This is a genomic window from Paraburkholderia adhaesiva (assembly GCF_021390575.1).
GTDB classification, from domain to species: domain Bacteria; phylum Pseudomonadota; class Gammaproteobacteria; order Burkholderiales; family Burkholderiaceae; genus Paraburkholderia; species Paraburkholderia adhaesiva.
Window position 1 is genome coordinate 1,181,956 of sequence record NZ_JAJEJQ010000001.1, and the last position, 19,092, is coordinate 1,201,047.

Sequence of the window (19,092 nt, forward strand, 5' to 3'; positions counted from 1 at the left end):
GATTGCGGCGGTTGCGCGGCCGCAGTGCTTGCGGCCTGTCGATCTAGAGCGAAATCTTTCCGCGGCAGATATCCGCGAACATCACCCAGTCGCCCATCAAACTGTAGATGGGGTGACGAAAGGTGGCCGGGCGGTTCTTCTCGAACGCGAAGTGGCCCACCCAGGCGAACCCGTAGCCGCAAATGACTGCCGCCGGGAGCCAGAACCACATGCCGGTGGCGATGGCCATGGCAATGCAGCCGATCACGCCCAGCGAGCCGACGAAGTGCAGGCGCCGCGACGTGAGATTGCTATGTTCGCTCAGATAGTACGGATAGAACTCCGCAAAATTCGCGAAGTGCTCGGTGTGGGTTGCGTGGTTCATCGTCTCCTCCTTTGTTCGGTGGCGTGCTTCGCGCGCTGTCCAGACGCCGCGGCAACCGTCTTGTAAGGCAATCCCATTTTCCGGCGATCTGTCAGGCGGCGCAACCTGACCTGGCGGCTTGCTCGCCCCCATGTTTTCCCGCGTTTGACGGCCTATGGCTGCACGGCAAACGCGTAGAGCGCGTCGAGCGTCGCGTCCGGCTGCTCGGTCATCAGCGCGTGGCCTGCGTCGACCGTCACCGTGTCTACCGGTACGCCGGCTTGTTTGAGCGCATCGGCGAGCGCGCGCGTTGCGCGCGGCGGCGTCATCGCGTCGTTCCGTCCCACCACGAACCGCACCGGGCAGCGCACCTTCGCTGCGCTCGCGAGTCCGTCCGCGTAATCGTTGCAGGCCGCGAAATCGATATGGAAGAGTTGCGGCTCGCCACGCGCCGAAACGCGCTCCATCAGCCGCTGGTTCACGCCGCGCAGCCAGAAGCCCGGACCCGGACTCGATGGCTTCGCAGCAAGCGTCGAATGCGACCACTGGTTCACGAGCGCGATCGCTTCGGGCTCGCGCTCGCGGGCCGCGTCGAGCAGCATCGGCGATACCGTCATCGGGAACGCGGTGGCGAGTAGCGCCACGCGGCGCGCGCGCTCCGGATGGCGTGCCGCGAATTCGAGCGCGATGAGCGAGCCCATGCTGTGTCCCGCGACGAACGCCTCGCGCACGCCGAGCGCATCGAGCAGCGCGGCGAGCCAGTCGGCAAGCGCACCGATGCTCGCGAGCGCGGGACCCGCGCTGCGCATGTGGCCGGGCAGATCGACAGCGAGTACGGAAAAGCCGTGATGCGCGAAGTAGCGCGATTGCAGGCCCCAGACGCTGTGATCGTGCTCGGCGCCGTGGACGAACACGGCGACAGGCCGCGCCGGATCGAATGCTCGCGTGCCGGTGTAGGCGTAGACCGGCTTGCCTTGCACGTCGACGATCATGACGCCTCCTTGCCAGCCGTCTTCGCGCGAGCACCGGATGCGGCCTTTTGCGACGCCTTGAGCGCGCGTTTGAGGTCGTCGATGAGGTCGTCGGGATCTTCGAGGCCGATCGAGAGGCGGATCGTACCTTCCGTGATGCCTGCGGCAGCGAGGGCGGTCGCGTCCATGCGGAAATGCGTCGTCGAGGCGGGATGGATCACGAGCGAGCGCGCGTCGCCGACGTTCGCGAGATGCGAGAAAAGCGACAGCGATTCGATGAAGCGTTTGCCCGCTTCGCGTGTGCCACGCAGGTTGAAGCTGAACACTGCGCCCGCGCCGCGCGGCAGCAGACGTTGTGCGAGCGCGTGATCGGGGTGGTCGGGCAATTCCGGATACGCGACCGATTCGACGGCCTCGTTCGCGACGAGAAACTCGACGATGCGTCGCGTATTGGCGATGTGCCGTTCCATGCGCAGCGGCAGCGTCTCGATGCCCTGCAGCAATTGCCACGCCGCCTGCGGATGCAGGCACGCGCCGAAGTCGCGCAAGCCCTCGCGGCGCGCGCGCAGCAAGAAAGGCGCGACCGTGCTCTCTTCGGCGAAAACCATGCCGTGAAAGCCTGCGTACGGTTCGGTGAACTCCGGGAATCGACCCGACGCCTCGAAGTCGAACGTGCCGCCGTCCACGAGCACGCCGCCGATCGTCGTGCCGTGGCCGCCGAGGAATTTCGTCGCCGAGTGATAGACGAAGTCCGCCCCGTGTTCGAAGGGGCGCAGCAGCCAGGGTGTCGTGAACGTGGAATCGACGAGAAGCGGCACGCGATGATCGTGCGCGATCTGCGCGACGGCGGCGATGTCGAGCACGTCGAGGCCCGGATTGCCGAGCGTCTCGCCGAAGAGAAGCCGCGTGTTGGGCCGCAGCGCAGCGCGCCATGCGTCGAGATCGCCGGGTTTGACGAAGGTCGTCTCGATGCCGAAGCGTCGCAGCGTGTAGTCGAGCAGGTTGTGCGAGCCGCCGTACAGCGCCGCCGACGCGACGATATGCGAACCAGCGCCCATCAACGTGGCAATCGCGAGATGCAGCGCGGCCTGACCGCTCGCGGTGCCGATCGCGCCCGCGCCGCCTTCGAGCGCAGCGACGCGCTCCTCGAAAACGGCGACCGTGGGGTTCGAGATCCGCGAATAGACATGGCCCGCGCGCTCCATGTTGAAGAGGGCGGCGGCGTGATCGGTATCGCGGAAGCTGAACGAGGTGGTCTGGTAGATCGGCGTCGCACGGGCGCCGGTGGCGGGGTCGGGTGCCGCGCCGGCATGCAGCGCGAGCGTATCGAAACGGGTATCGGGCATCGTGGCAGCGCGGCCGGCGTGTGGCCGGCGTCGGAGATCAGGTAAGGCAATCGTAGCATTGCCGGGGGCGCGGCCAGGGGCTTTCCTCGCGCGGCGGCCCGCAGATGGGTTCCACTTGGCGGTTTTTTCGGGACGGATGGGCTCGTAGCGCGGTCCCGGATGCGTTTTGGGCTTGTTCCGGGCGCGGTTCTGATCGGGCTTGCATGCCGCAGTCCGTTTGCTTTCCTTTTGGCGGCCTTTCCGCTAGGATCGAAAACAGGTAGGTATCTATTCGGCATCTCCCCCCATATACGCGGCATTTTCAGGAGACACATCATGCGCGTGAGCGACATCCTCAAGGTCAAGGGCAACGCGCTCTTTACCGTCACGCCCGACACCTTGTTGAAGGACGCAGCCACGACCATGGCCGAGCATGACATCGGCTCGCTGGTCGTGATGGAGTATGGCGATCTTGTCGGCATGCTGACATTCCGCGAGGTTATCCTCACGTTGCGTACGAACGACGGCAGCGTCGGCACCTCGACGATCCGCAAGGTCATGGACGATCATCCCATCTCCTGCACGCCGGAAACCGATGTCGACGAAGTCCGCCGCATCATGCTCGAGCATCACGTGCGCTATCTGCCGGTGATGGAGAGCCGTACGCTGATGGGCGTGATTTCGTTTTACGATGTCGCGAAGGCGGTGGTGGAGGCGCAGGACTTCGAGAATCGTCTGCTGAAGGCGTATATTCGCGACTGGCCCGAGGAGGAGCGCCACGTGGCGCGATAATCGGCGTCAAGCGTCGACGTGAAGCGTTCTTCGCTTCGAACAGGAAAAAGCGCGCGTCAGGCGCGCTTTTTCGCGTCTGGACCCCTTAACCTCTGTCAGATCCGGGCTGCTTCCGATGAATGATCGTCCGATCCCTGCAACGAGCGACGCCGCGCGCGAACACACCGGTCATGCGTCGCAGTTCACGCTGCTGCGCGAGCGGCGCTTCGCGCCTTTCTTCTGGACACTGTTCCTCGGCGCGATGAACGACAACGTGTTCAAGATTGGTTTCACGTCCCTCGTCACGTATCAGGCGGCGCGATTTTCCGGCGTCGATCCGAAAACCGTCGCATTCCTCATTTCGGCGATCTTCATCACCCCATTCGTGCTCTTTTCCGCCACCGCGGGCCAGTTCGCCGACAAGTACGACAAAGCGATGCTCGCGCGCTGGGTCAAGACGTTCGAGATCGCCGTGATGCTGGTCGGCGCAACGGGTTTCTGGCTGCACAGTGCGCCGCTTCTCTACGTCTGCACGTTCCTGATGGGCGTCCATTCGACCGTGTTCGGGCCCGTCAAGTATGCGTATCTTCCGCAGAATCTCAGCACGGAGGAACTTGTCGGCGGCAACGGACTCGTTGAAATGGGCACGTTCGTCGCGATACTGATTGGGACGATTATCGGTGGCGTGTCGGCCGGAATCGGCGCGACGGATGCGGTCGCTGGCGGCGGCACACCCGCAGGTGCCGTGTGGCTGGGTGCGGTGTGCATCGCCGTGGCGCTCGTCGGGCGCGTGGCGTCGGCATTCGTGCCACCCTGCGCGCCTTCGCAGCCTGAACTGCGCATCAACTGGAATCCGGTCTCCGAAACCTGGCGTAACCTGCGGCTCGCCCACGGCAACCGCACGGTGTTTCTGAGCCTCCTCGGTATCTCGTGGCTGTGGTTCGTCGGCGCGACGTTTCTCTCGTCGTTCTTCAATTTCGCGAAGGACGTGTTGTCGGCCGACCCCGACGTCGTGACGGTGCTGCTCGCCATGTTCTCGCTGGGCATCGGCTTCGGCTCGCTGCTCTGCGAGCGGCTCTCGCGGCGGCGCATCGAGATCGGGCTCGTGCCGCTCGGGTCGATCGGCATGAGCGTGTTCGGCATCGATCTTTATTTCGCGAGTCATGCGGTGCCCGCGGCGCCGCATCTGCTGTCGGTCGGCGAATTTCTCGGCGTGGCGGCGCACTGGCGCGTGCTCGCGGATCTGTTCCTGCTCGCGATGTTCGGCGGCTTCTACAGCGTGCCGCTCTACGCGCTGATCCAGAGCCGCAGCGAGCCGAGCCATCGCGCACGCATCATCGCCGCGAACAACATTCTCAACGCGCTCTTCATGATCGTGTCCGCGCTCATGGCGATGACGCTCAGCAACGCGGGCGTCGGCATTCCGGGCATCTTTCTCACGACGGCGCTTCTGAACATCGTCGTCGCGGCGTATATCTACACGCTCGTGCCGGAGTTCCTGCTGCGCTTCATCGCGTGGGTGCTCGTGCATACGTTCTATCGCGTGCGGCTCGTTCACGTCGAGCGCATTCCTGTCACGGGTCCGGCCGTGCTGGTCTGCAATCACGTGAGCTACGTCGATGCGATCGTCATCATGGCCGAAAGCCCGCGTCCGATCCGCTTCGTGATGGATCACCAGATTTTCCGGAACCCGTTCCTCGGCTGGGTGTTCCGGCATGCAAAGGCAATTCCGATCGCGCCCGCGCACGAGGACGCCGCGAAACTCTCGGCCGCCTATGACGCGTGCGCTGCGGCACTAGCCGACGGTGACCTCGTCTGCATCTTTCCCGAGGGCAAGCTCACGAAGACGGGCGACATGAACCCGTTCCGCCATGGTGTGACGGAGATACTCAGGCGCTCGCCGGTGCCCGTCGTGCCGATGGCGCTGCGCGGGCTGTGGGGCAGCGTGTTTTCGCGCGAGGCGGGTTCGGGACAGCCGCCACCTGCGCGGCGCGCTTTGGCTAGCCGCCTCACGCTGGCCGTGGGCGAGCCGATTGCACCCGACGAGGTGACGCTCGACCGATTGCAGGAAACCGTCGCCGAATTGCGCGGGGCGCGGCGGTAGGGGGCTCAAGCGCCTTATGCCCGGACGGCGTGCGACTCGGGCTGGCATAATGTCAGATTCCCGAATTTTCTTTGGACGACTGCCATGTCCGGCAACACGCTCGGTACGCTTTTCACCGTCACCACCTTTGGCGAATCCCACGGTCCGGCCATCGGCTGCGTCATCGACGGCTGCCCGCCCGGCATGGCGCTAACCGAGGCCGACATCCAGCACGACCTGGACCGTCGCCGCCCCGGCACGTCGCGCCATGTCACGCAGCGTCAGGAAGAGGACAAGGTCGAGATCCTGTCGGGCGTGTTCGAAGGCACGACGACCGGTACGCCCATCGCGCTGGTGATCCGCAACACGGACCAGCGCAGTAAGGACTACGGCAATATCGTCGAAACCTTCCGGCCCGGCCACGCGGACTACACCTATTGGCAGAAGTACGGCATTCGCGACTATCGCGGCGGCGGCCGCTCGTCGGCGCGCCTGACGGCGCCGACCGTCGCGGCGGGCGCCGTGGCGAAGAAGTGGCTGCGCGAGCGCTTTGGCGTCGAAGTGCGTGGCTACATGGCGGCGCTCGGCGAAATCGACGTGCCGTTCGTTGACTGGAAGCACGTGCCCGAGAACCCGTTTTTCGTGCCGAATGCCGACATCGTTCCGCAGCTCGAAGACTACATGGACGCATTGCGCAAGGACGGCGATTCGATCGGCGCGCGCATTAACGTGGTGGCATCGGGCGTGCCGGTGGGCTGGGGCGAGCCGCTATTCGACCGCCTCGACGCCGACATCGCACACGCGATGATGGGCATTAACGCCGTGAAGGGCGTCGAGATTGGCGCAGGCTTTGCGAGCGTCGCGCAGCGCGGCTCGGTTCATGGCGACGAACTCACGCCGAACGGCTTCCACGGCAATCATGCCGGCGGCGTGCTCGGCGGCATTTCGACGGGGCAGGACATCACCGTATCGATCGCAATCAAGCCGACGTCGAGCATTCGCACGCCGCGTCGCTCGATCGACAAGGCGGGTACGGCTGCGACCGTCGAGACGTTCGGCCGCCACGATCCATGCGTGGGCATTCGTGCGACGCCGATCGCCGAGGCCATGCTCGCGCTCGTACTGATCGACCACGCGTTGCGCCATCGTGCGCAGTGCGGCGATGTCGTCGTGACGACGCCGAAGATCGCGGCCAGCGACGAATGAGTCGCGCTTGAGCCGATAATAAAAAAACGCCGCGTAATGCGGCGTTTTTTTTAGGGCATCGCGAAAGCGTCGATGCCTAAACTGCGGGCGAATTACATGTTCGGGTAGTTCGGCCCGCCACCGCCTTCCGGCGTGACCCACACGATGTTCTGTGTCGGGTCCTTGATATCGCACGTCTTGCAGTGCACGCAGTTCTGCGCGTTGATCTGCAGACGGTCGCTGCCGTCGTCGTTCTTCACGAACTCATACACCGCCGCCGGGCAGAATCGTGCCTCGGGGCCCGCATACGTGCGCAGGTTCACATCGACCGGCACGCTCGCATCCTTCAGCGTCAGGTGTGCGGGCTGGTTTTCCTCGTGATTCGTATTGGAAATGAATACCGAGGACAGGCGATCGAAGGTGAGCTTGCCATCAGGCTTCGGATACTCGATCGGCTTGCACTGCGAGGCCGGTTTCAGCATCTCGTTGTCGCGATGCTGGTGATGCAGCGTCCAGGGCACCTTGCCGCCGAACAGCTTCTGCTCGATGCCCACCATCAGCGTGCCGAGGTACAGGCCCTTGCTCATCCACTGCTTGAAGTTGCGCGCCTTGTACAGCTCTTCGTGCAGCCACGACTGCCTGAACGCTTCGGGGTACGCCGTGAGTTCATCGTTCTGGCGGCCGGCCTGCACGGCGTCGAACGCGGCCTCGGCGGCCAGCATGCCGGTCTTGATCGCGGCGTGGCTGCCCTTGATGCGCGAGGCGTTCAGGAAGCCCGCATCGTCACCGACGAGCGCGCCACCCGGGAACGTGAGCTTCGGCAGAGACATCAAGCCGCCTGCCGTGATCGCGCGCGCACCATAGGAAACGCGCTTGCCGCCTTCGAGGTACTTGCGGATTTCCGGGTGCGTCTTGTAGCGCTGGAATTCTTCGAACGGCGAGAGGTACGGATTCGTATACGCGAGGCCGACGACGAAACCGACCATCACCTGGTTGTTGTCGATGTGATAGAGGAACGAGCCGCCGTACGTGTCCGATTCCAGCGGCCAGCCTGCGGTGTGGACCACGAGGCCCGGCTGGTGCTTCGCCGGATCGATTTCCCAGAGTTCCTTGATACCGATGCCGTAGACCTGCGGATCGGAATCCTTGCCGAGCTTGAGCTTTTCGTTGAGCTGCCGGCCCAGATGTCCGCGGCAGCCTTCGCAGAACAGCGTGTACTTGGCGTGCAGTTCCATGCCGAGCTGGAAATTCTCGGTCGGCTCGCCGTCTTTGCCGATGCCCATGTTGCCGGTGGCGACACCCTTGACCGAGCCGTCGTCGTTATAGAGCACCTCGGCGGCCGGGAAGCCCGGGAAAATCTCCACGCCCAGCGCCTCGGCCTGCTGGCCCAGCCAGCGGGTAACGTTCGCGAGGCTGATGACGTAGTTGCCGTGGTTCTTGAAGTTCTCCGGCAGCGCCCAGTTGGGCACCGATTTCGCGCCGGTTTCCGAAAGGAAGAGGAACTTGTCTTCGGTCACCGGCACGTTCAGCGGTGCGCCCTGTTCCTTCCAGTCGGGGATCAGTTCGTTGAGCGCGCGCGGGTCCATGACCGCGCCGGAGAGGATATGCGCCCCGATTTCCGAGCCTTTTTCCAGGACACAGACGCCGATCTCGACGCCTTTTTCCTGAGCCAGCTGCTTCAGGCGGATCGCCGCCGACAGGCCCGCCGGGCCGCCGCCTACGATCACCACGTCGTATTCCATCGAGTCGCGCGGGCCGTATTGCTCCAAAAGACTTGCGGGGGTCATCAGTGCTCCTCTTCCCATTAGAATGCTTTTTTCGGGTTCGTATTGTCGGGTAAGGCACCCCGGGCTGCAACCGAATATACTGACATTAGCACGACCGTTCTATTTTTTCCAGAATCGCCCGCCTGGCGTCAGTAGCTGGCAAGGGCGTTTCTTCATACTTGAACAGGAATCGCAAATGGGCCGTTCGATCAATCTGGAAGGCAAGGTGGCGATGATCACCGGGGCGTCGAGTGGGCTCGGCAAGCGTTTTGCCCGGGTGCTCTCGCAAGCGGGCGCGAAGGTTGTGCTGGCGAGTCGGCGCGTCGAGCGGCTCAAGGAGCTACGCGCCGAGATCGAGGCGGACGGCGGTGCCGCGCACGTCGTTTCGCTCGACGTGACGGACTACCAGAGCATCCGGTCGGCCGTCGCGCACGCGGAGACCGAGGCGGGGACCATCGACATCCTCGTCAACAATTCCGGCGTCTCGACCACGCAGAAGCTGGCGGACGTGACGCCCGCCGATTTCGAGTACGTGTTCGATACGAATACCCGCGGCGCATTTTTCGTCGCGCAGGAAGTGGCGAAGCGCATGATCATGCGCGGTAACGTCGGCGGCCCGAAGCCGGCGTACCGGATCATCAATATCGCGTCCGTGGCGGGGTTGCGTGTGCTGCCGCAGATCGGGCTCTATTCGATCAGCAAGGCTGCTGTCGTGCATATGACGAAGTCGATGGCCCTCGAATGGGGCCGCTACGGGATCAACGTGAACGCGATCTGCCCCGGCTACATCGACACCGAAATCAACCATCATCACTGGGCGACCGAGCAGGGCCAGAAGCTCATCTCGATGCTGCCGCGTCATCGCGTCGGCATGCCCGAAGATCTGGACGGCCTGCTGCTGTTACTGGCCGCCGACGAGTCCTCTTTCATGAACGGCTCGATCATCACCGCCGACGACGGCTTCGGGCTCGCCTGACGAGCGAGCCCGGCGCCGGAATTCGGCGCCTCGTATTGACGCAAGAAGAAGTGCAATGAGTAATTACCACCCCGTTTTTGAAATGACCATGCCGATCCGCTGGGGCGACATGGATGCCTTCGGTCACGTGAACAACACCGTCTATTTTCGCTACATGGAGCAGGTGCGGATTTCGTGGTTCGAGCAGCTGGACATGGCCGGCCCCGACGCCAAAGGGCAGGGGCCAGTGATCGTCAATGCGTCGATGGAGTTTTTGAGGCAATTGCACTATCCGGGCGACATCGTTTGCACGATGACGGTCGGCGAGCCGGGCCGCAGCAGCTTCGACACCGGTTTCGAACTACGCCGCGCCGACGATCCCGAAACGCTCTACGCGCGAGGCAATGCGCGTTGCGTATGGATCGACTACGCGGCCGGCAAATCCGTGCCGATTCCCGACACGCTGCGCGTCACGATCGAGCAGGCTCCGCTCGTCAAGGCCAGCCGACCCGGCTGAGCCTCGCGGGCTGCGTTCACCGGCCGTCATTGGCCGAGCAGCCGTTGCAACAGTTCGGTTGCGTTGCCGGTGTCGTACTTGCGCATCAGCCGCGCACGGTAGACATCCACCGTGCGCGAGCTGATGTCGAGAATCCGGCCGATCTGCTTGCTCGTTTTTCCCGTCACCAGTTGCGCCGCGATTTCGCGCTCGCGCGGCGTCAATTCGATTGCTACGCGTCGTGTCGCGCTCAGATCCTCGAACGTCCAGATACCCGCCGCATGCGGCGTCGCGCGGTCGAGCGAGCGGCCGGTCACGTGGCACCAGAACAGGTCGCCGTCGGCCCGTTTCATGATGCGGTCGTCGGCGTAGCTGCCCTGGGCAGTCATGATCGGCAAAATTCGCGCGCCAATACGTTCGAATTCGTCCGCCGACGGATACAGCACCTGAAAGGACTGTCCGATCAGCGCTTCGCGCGGGCAGCGGAAGATTGCTGCGACCTGGTCGTTGCAGTCTTCGATCGTACGGTCGCGCGATAGCACGAGGCCGATCGGTGCAAGATGGAACGCGGTCTGGTAGTCGAGCGCAGAGTGGGCAGGGGTGTCGGACATGGCGGCGGTGCGGGTATTGCTTTATGTAGTTTTGCGTATTGTGCCGCATCAGCCCACCGGCGTACGCTTTGCACCCATCAGAGGGCCGGTTGCACGATCGTCCGGGGCGAACCGCTTGACAGCAGCGCCATCGGCACGTGGCTAAAATGAGGCTTTCCCGGGACCTGACGGGCACCCCCGCGCAAGACCGGAACAAGCTGCAACAAGCACCGGAATCCGGATTTCCATTCGAGGAAGGGACACACTGATGAACAAGGTCTATGGAAGCGCGGCTGCCGCGCTCGAAGGCATCGTCAAGGACGGCCAGACGTTTGCAGTCGGCGGTTTCGGGCTGTGCGGCATTCCCGAGGCGCTGATCGGCGCGCTGCGTGACACCGGCGTAAAGGGCATCACCTGCATCAGCAACAACGCGGGCGTGGACGGTTTCGGTCTCGGCCTGCTGCTCGAGACACGCCAGATCAAGAAGATGATTTCGTCCTATGTGGGCGAGAACAAGGAATTCGAGCGCCAGTACCTCTCGGGCGAACTCGAACTTGAATTCACGCCGCAGGGCACGCTGGCCGAGAAATTGCGCGCGGGCGGCGCCGGCATTCCGGCGTTCTTCACCAATACGGGTTACGGCACGCTGATCGCCGAAGGCAAGGAAACGCGCCAGTTCGGCGAGAACCACTACGTGCTTGAGCACTCGTTGACGGCCGATGTCGCGCTCGTCAAGGCGTGGAAGGCCGACAAGTCGGGCAACCTCATCTACCGCCGCACGGCGCGCAACTTCAATCCGATGTGCGCGATGGCGGGCAAGATCACGGTCGCCGAGGTCGAGGAGATCGTCGAGAACGGCGAACTCGATCCGGATGCAATCCATACGCCGGGCATCTTCGTGCAGCGCATCGTGCTCAATGCGCACCCGGAGAAGCGTATCGAACAACGTACCGTGCGCGCTGCAGCACGCGCCTGAGGGAGACCGATCATGGCATGGAATCGTGACGAAATGGCTGCGCGCGCGGCGCGGGAATTGAAGGACGGCTTTTATGTGAACCTCGGCATCGGCTTGCCGACACTCGTGGCCAATCACGTGCCCGCGGGCATGGAAGTGTGGCTGCAGTCGGAGAACGGCCTGCTGGGCATCGGTCCGTTCCCGACCGAAGACGAGGTCGACGCGGACATGATCAACGCCGGCAAGCAGACCGTGACGACGCTGCCGGGTTCGTCGATTTTCTCGTCGGCGGACTCGTTCGCGATGATTCGCGGCGGCCACATCAATCTCGCGATCCTCGGCGCGATGCAGGTGAGCGAAAAGGGCGACCTCGCGAACTGGATGATCCCGGGCAAGATGATCAAGGGCATGGGCGGCGCGATGGACCTCGTGGCGGGTGTCAAGCGCGTGGTCGTGCTCATGGAGCACGTCGCGAAGGGGGATCAGCACAAGATTCTCGATGCGTGCACGCTGCCGCTCACGGGTGTGGGCGTAGTGGACGTCATCATCACCGACCTTGGCGTGATCGAGGTGACGGACGCGGGCCTCGTGGTGACCGAACTGGCACCGGGGGTGACCGTGGACGAAATCAAGGCGAAGACGGGCGCGGCTCTCGATGTGAGCGCTGTCAACTGATCGCTGTAGCTGATTGAGCATGACCTGGGCGGGCGGGACTTCGGTCTCGCCCGTTTTGTTTGGGTACGTGTGCATTTTCGCGTTTCGCGGCGCGGCTGAAACGTCGTCCGGGCGGCATAGGCCGAAACGCCAGGTTTCGTACGTGCGCCGCCTTGCTGTGCGTGGTTTTCGGCTGCGTGCAGTGGATTGCCGGCACCGCAACGCCGCGCGGCGCGTGGCTATCCCGCAGCGCAAAGCCGATTACAATCGCCGGACAACCTTCCACGAGGAACCAGCGATGAGCCTGCCGTCCGCCGTGCCACGTCAACACTACGTTCAGTGTGTCAGCCCCTCGGGCCTGCATCGCATCGCTTACACCGAGTGGGGTGACGCTGGCAATCCGCGCGTACTCGTTTGCGTGCACGGGCTCACGCGTTCGGGCCGCGACTTCGACCGGCTCGCCGCCGCGTTGTCGGACACGTATCGCGTTGTATGTCCCGATGTCGTCGGACGGGGGCTGTCGTCGTGGCTCGTCGACTCTCGCGGCTATGGTGCCGCGCAGTATGTCGCCGATATGGTCACGCTGATCGCACGTACCGGTGTCGAGAAGGTGGACTGGTTCGGAACGTCAATGGGCGGGCTGATCGGCATGTCGCTCGCAGGTTTGCCCGATGCGCCGATTGGCCGCATGGTGGTGAATGACGTTGGCCCGCATATCGAGCCAGGTGCTCTCGCACGCATCGGCGATTACGTCGGGCGCGACGATCGATTCCCGTCGCTGCAGGCGGGCGTCGATTGTGCGGCTCGGCTCGCTGCCTCGTTCGGGGCACTCACGGATGACGAGTGGCGTGAGATCAACACGCCACTTCTGCGCGAAGTGGATGGCGAGTGGCGTTTCCGCTATGACCCGCGTATCGGCGAGCCGTTCAAGGCGGTCACGCCCGAACAGAGCGAACTGGGCGAGCAATTTTTGTGGCGTTCGCTGGCGGCGTTCAGGGGGCCGGTGCTTGTTGTGCGCGGCGAGCAATCGGACCTGCTTTCGCGCGAGACGGTCAGCAAAATGGTCAAAGCGGGGCATGACGTGTCGAGCGTCGAAATCCCGGGTGTTGGCCATGCGCCGGCGTTTCTGTCTGACGACCAGATCTCATTGGCACGGCGTTTCCTCTGCGCTCGGGACGGCGACGCGTCATAATATGAGATTGCCCGACGCGACTTGGCCAATGCCCGCGTCCAACTTCTACAGGAATCTTCATGGCAGTCATTCGTCACCACGTTGGTCCGCGCCTTTCGGAGATCGCAGTCCACAATGGCACGGTCTATCTCGCTGGCCAGATCGCGGACGACACGAAGCAGGACATCACGGGTCAGACGCGCGAAGTCCTCGGCCACATCGACCGTCTGCTCGGCGAAGCGAACAGCGACAAGTCGCTGATGCTCTCCGTGCAGATCTATCTGGCGGACATGAAAGATTTCCCCGGCATGAACGCCGTTTGGGATACGTGGGTCGTGCAGGGCGCCACGCCGCCGCGTGCGACGGTCGAAGCGAGGCTCGCGAATCCGGAATGCCTCGTCGAAATCGTCGTGGTGGCTGCCCAGCGCAGCTAACCCTCTGCAACGCGCCCAACGATTGTTTATTCCGTTTTGTTGTAGCCCGTCCGGCGCGCCGGCGGGCACCGTCTCATGAGTAACGAAAGCCCACCCTTGCCCGCCGTACCGGTTACGTTGCCGTCGATCGACGACACGCTTGCGTTCGTGCGCGAGCACGCGGGCGATGCGCGCCTGTCTACGGGCGAGATGCTCATCGAGCACGCGCAGGGCACGGCAGCGATCATGGGCGGACTGAACGTCGATCCGCCCGCGGTGCTTGCGGCGGCGCTCTTCAATATCGCGCCGCATCTCGACGACCCCGAAACGACGCTCGAAGCGCGATTCGGCCCGGATGTGACGAAGCTCGTCTTCGATGTGCGCAAGCTCCTGCGCCTTGGCACAGTGAGCCTGCGCGCGGCCCAGCACGCGGCGGTCGATACGGGCCGCGACGCGCAATCCGAGCGCCGCGCGCAGGTCGAATCGCTGCGCAAGATGCTGCTCGCGTTTGCTCACGATATTCGCGTCGTGCTGATCCGGCTCGCATCGCGGGTGCAGTCGCTGCGTTACTACGCTGCCGCGAAAATCACGCCCGCGCCGGAAGTGTCGCGTGAGACGCTCGAGATCTATGCGCCACTCGCCAACCGGCTCGGTATCTGGCAACTCAAGTGGGAGCTAGAAGACCTCGCATTTCGCTTCGAGGAACCCGTCACGTACAAGCGCATCGCGAAGCTCCTTGACGAGAAGCGCGCCGAGCGCGAGTCCTACGTTTCGTCGGCGATCGCGCGGCTGCAGAGCGAGATCGCGGCAGCACACATCGAGGCGGAAGTCAGCGGGCGGCCGAAGCACATCTACAGCATCTGGAAGAAGATGCGGGGCAAGGACCTCGACTTCTCCGAACTGTATGACGTTCGCGCGTTCCGCGTCATCGTGCCGGACATCAAGGATTGCTACACAGTGCTCGGCATCGTGCACAACCTGTGGCAACCGGTGCCGAAGGAATTCGATGACTACATCTCGCGGCCGAAGCCCAATGGCTACCGGTCGTTGCACACGGTCGTGATCGGCGATGACGCTCGCGCTTTCGAAGTGCAGATCCGTACGCGGGAGATGCACCAGTTCGCAGAGTACGGCGTGGCCGCTCACTGGCGTTACAAGGAAGCCGGGTCGAAGGGTTACGGCGGGCAGTTCAGTGCAAGCGGCAGCTATGACGAGAAGATCGCGTGGTTGAGGCAGTTGCTCGCATGGAAGGACGACGTTGCGGACAACCGCGAGCCTTGGGAGCAACTGCGCCAGACCACGCTCGACGACGACCACATCTACGTGTTGACGCCACAGGCGCGCGTGATCGCGCTGCCTGTGGGTGCGACGCCGCTCGACTTCGCCTATCACCTGCACAGTGAACTGGGGCATCGCTGTCGCGGAGCACGTGTGGACGGCGCGATGGTGCCGCTCAACACGCAGTTGCGTAACGGCCAGACCGTCGAGGTGGTCGCGGTGAAAGAGGGCGGTCCGTCGCGCGACTGGCTCAATCCGCAGCTCGGCTATCTGCAAAGCCACCGCGCGCGGCAGAAGGTGCGTGCGTGGTTCAACGCGATCGATGCGCAGGAAAACATCGCGAACGGCCGGGCGATGGTCGAAAAGACCTTGCAGCGCGAGGGCCGCACGTCGGTCAGCCTCGATCAGCTTGCGGCAAGGCTCGGCTTCAAGACGCCTGACGAACTCTTCGCGGTGGTGGGCAAGGAAGAGTTCAGCTTGCGCCAGGTCGAGCAGGCGTTGCATGACGCGCCCGCCGTCGAGCCGGAAGAAGAGACGCCCGAGCAGCTCACCAAGCGCGCGAGCGGGGCGAACGTGGCGCACGGGGCGTCGTCGGGTGTGCTGGTCGTGGGCGTCGATGCGCTTCTCACGCAGCTCGCACGCTGCTGTCGCCCGGCGCCACCGGATGAAATCAGCGGATTCATCACGCGCGGCAAGGGCATGTCGATCCATCGCAGCGACTGTCCAACGTTCCTGCGCATGGCGGGCCGCTCGCCCGAACGTGTGCTGCAGACCACCTGGTCCGCCGACGTAATCGGCGGGCGCGGACGGTCGGTCTACCCGGTGGACATCTCGATCGAGGCTACCGACCGCCAGGGACTTCTCCGAGATATTTCGGAGGTGTTCGCTCGCGAGAAGATGAACGTGATCGGTGTGAAGACGCAATCGCGGCGCAATGCGGCGTACATGATGTTTACGGTCGAGGTCTCGTCTTCCGCCCAGATCCAGCGCGCCTGTGTGCTGCTGGGCGAGGTGGGCGGTGTGGTGAAGGCGTCACGCAAGGCCTGACCCGGGCTTATTCGCGCAGCGTTTTTCCGCGCCGCAAAAAAACCGCTTGCCAAGTCAGCGAGTGCATCATACAATCTTGCTTCTTCAGGCTCGTAGCTCAGCTGGTTAGAGCACCACCTTGACATGGTGGGGGTCGTTGGTTCGAGTCCAATCGAGCCTACCAACGAAATCGAAGTTTGGGTGATGCTCTGGCATTGCCGAGGCTTCAAATGCAGTAAGGGCGCAAAGCGCTATAAGGCGAATACGGTTATGACACCGCGAACGTTCACCGAGACTACTCCGGAACGACGCTAGTCGAGGACCACTTTCGCCCTGCTGTCTGGTTTGATCATGTGAATGCGGCCCCTCGAAAGCGGGGCCGCATTTTTTTTCGCCGCAAGTTCGTCGCAAGCGCCGCGGGCTTGGGACGAGGGTCTGTTTGTACGACGTGCGACTGGCTCACATCGAGCCAGCCTCTTATGGAGAATGCAATGGTTGCGATACGTCTGCCTGACGGTTCGGTTCGACAGTACGATCATCCCGTGACGGTCGCCGAAGTGGCGGCCTCGATTGGCCCGGGTCTCGCCAAGGCGGCGCTCGGCGGCAAGCTCGACGGCGAACTGGTCGATACGTCGACGCTGATCGATCACGACGCATCGCTCGCCATCGTCACCGACAAGGACGCAGACGGCCTCGACATCATCCGTCACTCGACGGCGCACTTGCTCGCGTACGCGGTGAAGGATCTGTATCCGGAAGCGCAGGTCACGATCGGACCGGTCATCGACAACGGTTTCTACTACGACTTCGCCTACAGCCGTCCCTTTACGCCCGAAGATCTCGAAAAGATCGAAAAGCGCATGCAGGATCTCGCGAAGAAGGACGAGCTGGTCACGCGTCGCGTTGTCTCGCGCGGCGAGGCGGTCGATTATTTCCTGAGCATCGGCGAGAAGTACAAGGCCGAGATCATCGAGTCGATTCCCGGCGCGGAAGATATCAAGCTGTATGCGCACGGCGGTTTCACGGATCTGTGCCGCGGGCCGCACGTACCGTCGACGGGCAAGCTCAAGGTCTTCAAGCTGATGAAGGTCGCGGGCGCCTACTGGCGCGGCGATTCGAAGAACGAGCAGCTTCAGCGCATCTACGGTACGGCCTGGACGAAGAAGGAAGATCAGGACGCCTACCTGCACATGCTCGAAGAGGCGGAAAAGCGCGACCACCGCAAGCTCGGCAAGCAACTCGACCTGTTCCACATGCAGGACGAGTCGCCGGGCATGGTGTTCTGGCACCCGAAGGGCTGGACGCTCTGGCAGCAGGTCGAGCAGTACATGCGCGGCCGTCTGCGCGAAGCCGGCTACGACGAGATCAAGACGCCGATGATCATGGATCGCTCCCTCTGGGAAGCGTCGGGTCACTGGCAGAACTACCGTGAAAACATGTTCACGACGGAGTCGGAAAAGCGCGACTACGCCGTCAAGCCGATGAACTGCCCTGGCCACGTCCAGGTGTTCAACCACGGCCTGCGTTCGTACCGCGATCTGCCCCTGCGCTATGCGGAGTTCGGTTCGTGCCATCGCAACGAAGCGTCGGGCGCGCTGCACGGCCTGATGCGCGTGCGCGGCTTCGTCCAGGATGACGCGCACATCTTCTGTACGGAAGATCAGGTCATCAGCGAGTCGATCGCCTTCAACACGCTCGCGATGAGCGTCTACAAGGATTTCGGGTTCGATCACATCGACATCAAGCTGTCGCTGCGCCCGGACTCGCGCGCGGGGACGGATGAGACGTGGGACCGTGCCGAGCAGGGCCTGCGCGACGCATTGACGGCTTGCGGCCTGCAGTGGGAAGAGCTGCCGGGCGAGGGCGCGTTCTATGGCCCGAAGGTCGAGTACCACATCAAGGACGCGCTCGGCCGCTCGTGGCAGTGCGGCACGCTGCAGCTCGATATGGTGCTGCCAGAGCGCCTCGGCGCCGAGTATGTGGCGGAGGACAACAGCCGCCGTCGCCCGATCATGCTGCACCGTGCGATCCTCGGCTCGATGGAGCGTTTCCTCGGGATTCTGATCGAGCACCATGCTGGTGCGATGCCGTCGTGGCTCGCTCCGGTGCAGGCTGTCGTGATGAATATCGCGGAAAGTCAGGCCGAATATGCCGCCAATCTGGCCCAATCGTTGCAAAAACAAGGGGTTAGAGTGGAGGCCGATTTGCGCAACGAGAAAATTAGCTATAAAATACGCGAGCACACGCTCGAAAAGGTGCCGTACCTGCTTGTCGTCGGCGACAAGGAGCGTGAAGCACAAACGGTAGCCGTGCGTGCCCGTGGCGGTGTCGACCTGGGTGTCATGCCCGTCGATGCCTTCTCCGAGCGCCTGCGCGAAGACGTGCAGACGTTCCGGTAAGCCACTTCGGTACCCCGGCTCTTTTTAATTTTTAGAGGAAACGTAACATCGCTACTGAAAAGTCGCATCGCATCAACGGCGAAATTACTGCGCCTGAGGTGCGTCTCGTCGGAATCGAGAATGAGCCGCTCGGCATCGTGAAGCTCGCCGATGCGTTCCGGATGTCGGAACAACAGGACGTCGATCTGGTTGAAATTGCCCCGCAGGCGGTGCCCCCGGTCTGCCGTTTGATGGACTACGGCAAGTTCAAGTACCAGGAGGCGAAGAAGCAGCACGAGGCCAAGCTCAAGCAGAAGGTCATCCAGGTCAAGGAAGTCAAATTCCGCCCGGGTACCGACGACGGCGATTACAACGTCAAGCTGCGTAATCTCGTCCGCTTCCTCGAAGAAGGCGACAAAACGAAGATTACGTTGCGTTTCCGGGGCCGCGAAATGGCCCACCAGGAAATCGGCATGCGCATGCTCGAACGTCTGCGCACCGACCTCGACGAGGTTGGCCAGGTCGAGCAGATGCCGAAAATGGAAGGGCGCCAGATGATCATGGTGCTCTCTCCGAAGAAAAAGAAGTAAGCATACGTAGCGCCGCTCTTGCGGCGCGGCGAGTGTGAGCGGGTTTGAGAAGTGCGCTCCGGCGGCGTTTAAGGCCGGGGTGGAAAGCAGGTTCCGGAACGGCGCCCGCGCGCCGCACGAGAGTGCGCTCACGTGTGGCAGA

Annotated in this window: 17 protein-coding genes and 1 tRNA gene; 13 read left to right on the top strand and 5 right to left on the bottom strand. The window is 63.3% G+C overall.

Annotation, left to right across the window (positions count from 1 at the left end):
- Positions 1-43: 43 nt before the first annotated feature.
- The 3 genes from L0U80_RS05250 to L0U80_RS05260 all read right to left on the bottom strand — a co-directional run bounded on the left by L0U80_RS05250 (position 44) and on the right by L0U80_RS05260 (position 2,660).
- Complete coding sequence (locus L0U80_RS05250; RefSeq protein WP_233862929.1) at positions 44-364, bottom strand: Mpo1-like protein; 321 nt, start codon at positions 362-364, stop codon at positions 44-46.
- Between the two features lie 152 nt (positions 365-516).
- Positions 517-1,335: an alpha/beta fold hydrolase gene (locus L0U80_RS05255; RefSeq protein ID WP_233862930.1), complete on the bottom strand. Its 819-nt coding sequence runs from the start codon at positions 1,333-1,335 to the stop codon at positions 517-519.
- Positions 1,332-2,660 carry an O-acetylhomoserine aminocarboxypropyltransferase gene (locus L0U80_RS05260; RefSeq protein ID WP_233862931.1) on the bottom strand — a complete coding sequence of 443 codons (1,329 nt, stop codon included), beginning with the start codon at positions 2,658-2,660 and terminating at the stop codon, positions 1,332-1,334. Before L0U80_RS05260 ends, L0U80_RS05255 begins: the two co-directional genes overlap by 4 nt.
- A 315-nt stretch (positions 2,661-2,975) precedes the next feature.
- Here L0U80_RS05260 and L0U80_RS05265 point away from each other — a divergent pair, with 315 nt between their 5' ends.
- The 3 genes from L0U80_RS05265 (at position 2,976) to aroC (ending at position 6,699) form a co-directional block, all read left to right on the top strand.
- On the top strand, positions 2,976-3,431 hold the full coding sequence (locus L0U80_RS05265) for a CBS domain-containing protein (protein ID WP_233862932.1): 456 nt from the start codon (positions 2,976-2,978) through the stop codon (positions 3,429-3,431).
- A gap of 115 nt (positions 3,432-3,546) precedes the next feature.
- Positions 3,547-5,514, top strand: a complete 1,968-nt coding sequence (locus tag L0U80_RS05270) for an MFS transporter (RefSeq protein WP_233862933.1) — start codon at positions 3,547-3,549, stop codon at positions 5,512-5,514.
- Between the two features lie 84 nt (positions 5,515-5,598).
- Positions 5,599-6,699, top strand: coding sequence for a chorismate synthase (aroC, locus tag L0U80_RS05275; protein WP_233862934.1), 1,101 nt, complete (start codon positions 5,599-5,601; stop codon positions 6,697-6,699).
- 92 nt (positions 6,700-6,791) lie between these two features.
- Here aroC and L0U80_RS05280 read toward each other — a convergent pair whose 3' ends face one another.
- Complete coding sequence (locus tag L0U80_RS05280) at positions 6,792-8,465, bottom strand: electron transfer flavoprotein-ubiquinone oxidoreductase (RefSeq protein WP_233862935.1); 1,674 nt, start codon at positions 8,463-8,465, stop codon at positions 6,792-6,794.
- Positions 8,466-8,640: 175 nt separating this feature from the next.
- Between L0U80_RS05280 and L0U80_RS05285 the strand changes: the two genes are divergently transcribed.
- Positions 8,641-9,420: an SDR family oxidoreductase gene (locus L0U80_RS05285; RefSeq protein WP_233862936.1), complete on the top strand. Its 780-nt coding sequence runs from the start codon at positions 8,641-8,643 to the stop codon at positions 9,418-9,420.
- Between the two features lie 55 nt (positions 9,421-9,475).
- Positions 9,476-9,916 (top strand): acyl-CoA thioesterase, encoded by a 441-nt coding sequence (locus L0U80_RS05290; protein WP_233862937.1) that lies wholly within the window; start codon positions 9,476-9,478, stop codon positions 9,914-9,916.
- Between the two features lie 26 nt (positions 9,917-9,942).
- On the opposite strand, the gene L0U80_RS05295 is transcribed toward L0U80_RS05290, so the two are convergent.
- On the bottom strand, positions 9,943-10,506 hold the full coding sequence (locus L0U80_RS05295) for a LuxR C-terminal-related transcriptional regulator (protein WP_233862938.1): 564 nt from the start codon (positions 10,504-10,506) through the stop codon (positions 9,943-9,945).
- A gap of 247 nt (positions 10,507-10,753) precedes the next feature.
- Between L0U80_RS05295 and L0U80_RS05300 the strand changes: the two genes are divergently transcribed.
- From L0U80_RS05300 to infC, 8 genes are all read left to right on the top strand, one after another.
- A complete protein-coding gene (locus L0U80_RS05300) occupies positions 10,754-11,461 on the top strand; it encodes a CoA transferase subunit A (RefSeq protein ID WP_233862939.1) in 708 nt (235 codons plus the stop codon).
- A 12-nt stretch (positions 11,462-11,473) separates the two neighbouring features.
- Entirely contained in the window at positions 11,474-12,115 is a 642-nt protein-coding gene (locus L0U80_RS05305) for a CoA transferase subunit B (protein ID WP_233862940.1), read from the top strand.
- Between the two features lie 277 nt (positions 12,116-12,392).
- Complete coding sequence (locus L0U80_RS05310; RefSeq protein WP_233862941.1) at positions 12,393-13,286, top strand: alpha/beta fold hydrolase; 894 nt, start codon at positions 12,393-12,395, stop codon at positions 13,284-13,286.
- 59 nt (positions 13,287-13,345) lie between these two features.
- A complete protein-coding gene (locus L0U80_RS05315; protein ID WP_233862942.1) occupies positions 13,346-13,699 on the top strand; it encodes a RidA family protein in 354 nt (117 codons plus the stop codon).
- Positions 13,700-13,774: 75 nt separating this feature from the next.
- Positions 13,775-16,003, top strand: a complete 2,229-nt coding sequence (locus tag L0U80_RS05320; RefSeq protein ID WP_233862943.1) for a RelA/SpoT family protein — start codon at positions 13,775-13,777, stop codon at positions 16,001-16,003.
- A gap of 86 nt (positions 16,004-16,089) precedes the next feature.
- Positions 16,090-16,166: transfer RNA gene (locus L0U80_RS05325), tRNA-Val, on the top strand.
- Positions 16,167-16,473: 307 nt separating this feature from the next.
- Positions 16,474-18,381 (top strand): threonine--tRNA ligase, encoded by a 1,908-nt coding sequence (gene thrS / locus L0U80_RS05330; protein ID WP_233862944.1) that lies wholly within the window; start codon positions 16,474-16,476, stop codon positions 18,379-18,381.
- Between the two features lie 47 nt (positions 18,382-18,428).
- Positions 18,429-18,950, top strand: coding sequence for a translation initiation factor IF-3 (gene infC, locus L0U80_RS05335; RefSeq protein WP_233865683.1), 522 nt, complete (start codon positions 18,429-18,431; stop codon positions 18,948-18,950).
- Positions 18,951-19,092: the final 142 nt, after the last annotated feature.